4 protein-coding genes are annotated in these 5,566 nt (G+C 36.4%); 3 read left to right on the top strand and 1 reads right to left on the bottom strand.

Annotation, left to right across the window (positions count from 1 at the left end):
* Positions 1-605: 605 nt before the first annotated feature.
* Positions 606-1,337, top strand: coding sequence for an SIMPL domain-containing protein (locus MOQ65_RS09470; protein WP_005388036.1), 732 nt, complete (start codon positions 606-608; stop codon positions 1,335-1,337).
* Here MOQ65_RS09470 and MOQ65_RS09465 read toward each other — a convergent pair.
* Complete coding sequence (locus tag MOQ65_RS09465; RefSeq protein WP_005388035.1) at positions 1,318-2,064, bottom strand: ubiquinone/menaquinone biosynthesis methyltransferase; 747 nt, start codon at positions 2,062-2,064, stop codon at positions 1,318-1,320. The two genes, MOQ65_RS09470 and MOQ65_RS09465, sit on opposite strands and share 20 nt — an antisense overlap.
* Positions 2,065-2,407: 343 nt before the next feature.
* Between MOQ65_RS09465 and sstT the strand changes: the two genes are divergently transcribed.
* Together sstT and MOQ65_RS09455 are read left to right on the top strand one after the other, a co-directional pair.
* Positions 2,408-3,628, top strand: a complete 1,221-nt coding sequence (gene sstT, locus MOQ65_RS09460; protein WP_105085359.1) for a serine/threonine transporter SstT — start codon at positions 2,408-2,410, stop codon at positions 3,626-3,628.
* A 264-nt stretch (positions 3,629-3,892) separates the two neighbouring features.
* The gene (locus tag MOQ65_RS09455; protein ID WP_257847385.1) at positions 3,893-5,410 is read left to right on the top strand and encodes a dihydrolipoyl dehydrogenase family protein; all 1,518 of its coding nucleotides are present in this window, start codon (positions 3,893-3,895) and stop codon (positions 5,408-5,410) included.
* The last annotated feature ends 156 nt before the right edge of the window (positions 5,411-5,566 follow it).

Here is a 5,566-nt window from a genome sequence, read left to right as displayed (position 1 = left end):
ACTCTCCAAGATATCTTGAAGCTATTTGAATAGCTCATTATTTGTTGTCGTTACATTTAAGTAACTTTGAATTATGGTTGGTTTTGACTTTGTCAAAACCCGCACTCTGGCATATGTTCAATCATATGATTGATTACCTATCATTGTTCAGTTTTCAAAGATCTGTTATCAGTTTCACGCTTCAGTGAAGCGCCATCTGACGACTTGATTATAATAACATGTGAGCACTTTCATGTCAACACATTTTATAATCTTTTTTGAAGTTCTTTCGAACTTCAAAGTGTATTTCTACACTCATTAAGAAACAGTCGCTCGAACGACTGTATGGATATTATAGTATAACCAAAAAATAATGGCAACCCCCAATTCTCAACTTCACACAACTTTCATTGCACATTCATTTTTCAACCCAAAAACTAAAGATTGATTTTATACAACCTATTTTGTATAATGTAGCTGTAATATAGACTCTTTCACTTATGTAGTTATATAGTTATATATCATTTAATACTATATTTTAATTTTGAATTAGCGCTATATTTCAATTTAGTCTTTTATTATAGTAGTTATAATTAATATTATAATAATGTGTAAGGAGATTGAGTATGAAATTATCCAAACGTTTATTATCCAAAACAGTTGCTATTGCTGCGGTATGTGCAACTATGGCCACTGCAGCCTTTGCTGCACCACAAGGTACATTTGATACTTCTGAAATTCAAATTACAGGCGAAGCCTCTCGTTCTGTAGCACCTAACTATGCGATTTTAACACTTGGTATTACTAGTGAAAACACTAATATCAATGCTGCAAAATCCAATAACGATCGCATCATGAGTGATTTAATCAGCAAGTTAGGTCATTTAGGTATCGACAAAAAAGATATTTACACATCTAACATTTCTATTAACCCTACAAGTGATTATCAAGATGGCAAACGAATCAACACTGGTTATAGTGTAGCAAATCGTGTGACTGTAAAAATCAACAATCTCGATAATGTAGGAAAGGCTGTTGATGCTGCTGTTAGCGCTGGTGCTAACGATATCAATAACCTTTCATTCCAAAATGATGTATCTCAACAACTGTCTGATTCTTTAACTACCGAAGCAATTCAAGACGGTCGTCATAAAGCTGAGGTTATTGCTGCAGCCCTTGGTCGTACTTTAGGCCCTGTAAAAACTGTTTCTATTAGCACACCACAAACAAGCTCTATGGACTCTGGTTCCTATCGTAACGCCGTAATGTTAAAAGCGTCTCTCGAAACTGCTACTCCTGTTGAAAAAGGATCATTAGTAGTTTCTCAAGACGCTAATATTACTTATTATTTACAATAGAATTTTCTGGTACTACACCTTCGTGGACCGCTACAATGCCGCCTGTCAATTCATGATAGGTGGCATTTTCATATCCTAAAGATTTCCAGATTTCAAGAATCTCGCTTTGATGAGGATATCTGCGTAAGGATTCTGGCAACCATGCATAAGAGGAATTATCCTTACTTAACTTACCTATAATGGGTAATATATAGGAGAAGTAGAAATTATATAACTGTTTAAAACCAAACATGCTTGGCTTTGCGAGTTCTAACACAACTACTTTTCCACCTGGCTTTACAACACGTTGCATTTCAGATAACACTTGTTTAATATCTGGCACATTACGCATTGCAAATCCGCTCATAGCAGCATCAAATGTGTTATCTGCATATGGTAATGCCATCGCATCACCTTGAACAAGATTAACTTGATCTATTAAACCAGCATCTTCAATGCGTACACGACCTTGATCAAGCATCTCACTATTAAAGTCCAAAGCCTCTACTTTTAATGTTGGTTCTTGACGTAACGCTTCCTTTGTAAACACACAGGTACCACATGCTACATCAAGCACACGTTGGTGAGGACCAATATTCATTGCTTTTACAGAGAATTTGCGCCAAAAATAATCTTGTCCAAAGCTTAAGACTGTATTCATTAAATCATAGTTTTTTGCAATATTAGAAAAAACACCTTGTACAAATTGCTCTTTATCGGCATACGTTTTAAATTCTTTAGTATTCATTATGGTCCTTTCACTAATCAAGAACTATATTCAAACTCTTTACTCGCATAGTATATCATACTATGCCCCCTATCAAAAGAATCCTATTATATATACTATATATAGTAATTATGTAATAAGCACATATTTAGTTAAAACCATATATTCACTACTATTAAAATTATCATATTACAAAATAAACATCGTTATCAATCACAGTAGATCTAATTTAACTATATATAAATGACTATGATATTATCTATTGCCACCATCCTGTGTTCGTTGTATAATGACATATGTCCATGACGAAAAGATATCTTTTCCATGGTCTTTTATTAGTTTTTATTAAGTATTGGAGTGTACTATGAATCGATTTGTAAAAACAATCAATAGAGTCAGTCTAATCCAACAAATTATCATAGGTTTGATTATTGGTATTTTGACAGCTCTATACGTGCCAGATGTGGCAAATGAATTAGCTTTATTAGGCGTTCTCTTTGTTGGTGCTTTAAAAGGGATTGCACCAATCCTTGTATTTTTCCTTGTTATTGCAGCTATCAGTAAACATCGTTCTGGTCAAAAGACTGGGATGGGATCTGTAATCACATTATATTTATTAGGTACATTCCTTTCTGCAGCACTTGCTGTAGTCGTAAGCTTTATGTTCCCTACTACATTACACCTTGCAGCTAGTGCAGCTGATGCAGCTCCACCACAAGGGATCGTAGAGGTTATGAAAACACTTTTAAAAAATATTGTTGATAACCCTGTGAAAGCCTTAATGACCGCTAACTATATCGGCATTTTAGGTTGGGCACTTATCATTGGCGGTGCTTTACGCCATGCCCCAATGAATACTAAAGAAGTAATGGAGTCTATCGCTCAAGCTATTACAACTGTAGTAGGTTGGATTATCCGCTTTGCTCCTCTAGGTATTATGGGTCTCGTAGCTGACTCTATCGCTACTAATGGTATTGAAGCTTTAATCGGCTACTTCCAATTACTCGTATTACTACTTGGTTCTATGATTTTCGTAGCATTAATAGTAAACCCACTTCTATCTTTTGTATATCTTCGCCGTAATCCATATCCATTGGTTTTCAAATGTTTACGTGAATCTGCAATCTATGCGTTCTTTACTCGTAGCTCTGCTGCAAACATCCCTGTTAACCTCGATTTAGCAAAACGTTTAAAACTTAACCCTGATATGTATTCCGTATCTATTCCATTGGGTGCAACAATCAACATGGGTGGTGCAGCGATCACAATTACAATCATGACATTAGCTGCTGCCCATACACTTGGAATCGTTGTAGATATCCCTACAGCAATTCTCTTATCTGTTATTGCTACTATCGGTGCTTGTGGTGCTTCTGGTGTTGCTGGTGGTTCCCTACTTCTAATTCCTCTTGCTTGTTCTCTATTTGGTATCTCCAATGACATCGCAATGCAAGTTGTAGGCGTAGGCTTCATCATTGGCGTTTTACAAGACTCCACTGAAACAGCACTTAACTCCAGTACAGATATTCTCTTCACTGCTACTGCAGATTATGCAAAACGTGGCTATCACGAAAACTGGAATTAAATATAATTTTATAATCATACAAAAGACGGTCCTTCGGGACCGTTTTTTGTATTTAAAAGTCTATAAATACTAGATTACTATACGACTTATAAATAGATTCATTGTATAATATAAAGAACATACTTTATAAATCAACATAGGCATCAATATTAATCATATACGTTTATATTAATTACAATCGTCTATATTGATTTTCTTCAATATAATGTTATAATAGAGTTAATGATAATAACTATTAATAGATATAAATAGAAAGGAATCAACATGAAACAATACGATATTATTGTAGTTGGTACAGGTGGTGCAACCATCGTAGCTGATGCTGCTATCAAAGTGGGTAAAAAAGTAGCTATCATAGAAAAAGGTAAATTTGGTGGCACTTGCTTAACTCGTGGTTGTATTCCTACAAAGGTTATGGTTACAGCAGCCAATGCGATCCAAGAGGTAGAAGAATTCAAAAAAATCGGTATTAATGTTAGCGATGCTACTATGGACTGGGACACTGTTTCTAAACGTACATGGCATATGATTGACAAGTCTGCAGGCATCTATGATTACTATAACGCTTATGACAACGTAGATATATATCGCGGTGCTGCAAGCTTTGTATCCGATAAGGTTATGAACATCCACCTTAACGATGGCTCTGGTATCGTAGAAATCACAGCTCCAACAATTATTCTAGGTACTGGTGGTTATAGTAACGTACCAAATGTACCTGGTCTAAAAGAGGCAGGCTTCCTTTCTAGTGAAAGTTTATTTGGCGATAAGTTCCCGAAACAACCGTACAAATCGCTTGCAGTACTGGGTGCAGGCCCTATCGGCGTAGAATTCGGTCATGTATTTGATGCTGCTGGTACTAAAGTTACCATTATTCAACATAATGTACGCCTTGTACCTAAAGAAGATGAAGAGATGTCTGAACATCTTCTTCAAAACTATCGAGCTCGCGGTATCAATGTTATATTAAACCAAGATACTGTTGAAATTCGTCAAGAAGACGGCCTTAAGGTAGCAGTCACAAAAGATCGTACTACTGGTGAAATCACAGAAACAAAGGTTGAAGAAATTCTCGTAGCTGCCGGTATCCGTCCTGCTGTAGAAGAGCTCCATCTCGAAAATACAGGTATTGAAACATGGCCAAAGGGCTGGATCAAAACAAACGAATTCCTTGAAACATCTGTGGATGGAATCTATGCATTAGGTGATGTAAACGGCGAACCTGCATTCCGTCATCGTGCGAACTATGATGCTGATATTATCGCCCACAACCTATACTTTGCTAAAAACGAAGAAGATTTCCGTTGGGCACGCTATGATACATTGCCAAAGGTTACCTTCTCCTACCCTGAAATCGGTAGCGTAGGTCTTACTGAAGCAGAAGCAATTAAAGCAGGCTATAATGTAGGTGTTGGTAAAAATTACTACTCCTCTACGGCTAAAGGCTATGCTATGGGCATTAATCCTGGCGATGTAAATGATGGTTTCGTTAAAATCGTAGTGGACAAAGACACTAACCACATTCTTGGTATGCACGTAACAGGACCTCAAGCATCTATCCTCTTCCAACCTTACGTAAACCTTATGAACAGCGGTGTAACTCCATTGACTGCTATTAATGAAGAAATCGCGTCTGAACGTACAAAACTATTACGTGAAAAAGGTATTACTCGTGATATGGATCCTAAATCCGTTATCACTGTAGGTGAAACTATGAGTCCACACCCTTCTCTTGTAGAGGTCATCATGTGGACACAAGTATACTACGAAAATCGTTGGTAATAATAAATATATAACCATTATATAAATAAAAGAGGGTTATAGGACAAAACGTGTTGGTTTTATAGGCGATGGAGCCAGTAAATTACTGGCTCCATCGCTATTTTAAGTTCTTTTGATAAACTTAGAGGGTGGACAAAATGTGTTGGTAAAAAGTCC

Origin of the sequence: Veillonella faecalis (genome assembly GCF_024677885.1) — a bacterium.
In the GTDB taxonomy this organism is placed as follows: domain Bacteria; phylum Bacillota; class Negativicutes; order Veillonellales; family Veillonellaceae; genus Veillonella; species Veillonella nakazawae.
Note: the sequence above shows the minus strand (reverse complement) of the source record. Positions and strands in the feature narration are given on the sequence as shown.

Coding starts and splice junctions, on each gene's coding strand:
- MOQ65_RS09470 (WP_005388036.1), top strand. CDS start 606: ATGAAATTATCCAAACGTTTATTATCCAAAACAGTTGCTATTGCTGCG.
- MOQ65_RS09465 (WP_005388035.1), bottom strand. CDS start 2,064: ATGAATACTAAAGAATTTAAAACGTATGCCGATAAAGAGCAATTTGTA.
- sstT (WP_105085359.1), top strand. CDS start 2,408: ATGAATCGATTTGTAAAAACAATCAATAGAGTCAGTCTAATCCAACAA.
- MOQ65_RS09455 (WP_257847385.1), top strand. CDS start 3,893: ATGAAACAATACGATATTATTGTAGTTGGTACAGGTGGTGCAACCATC.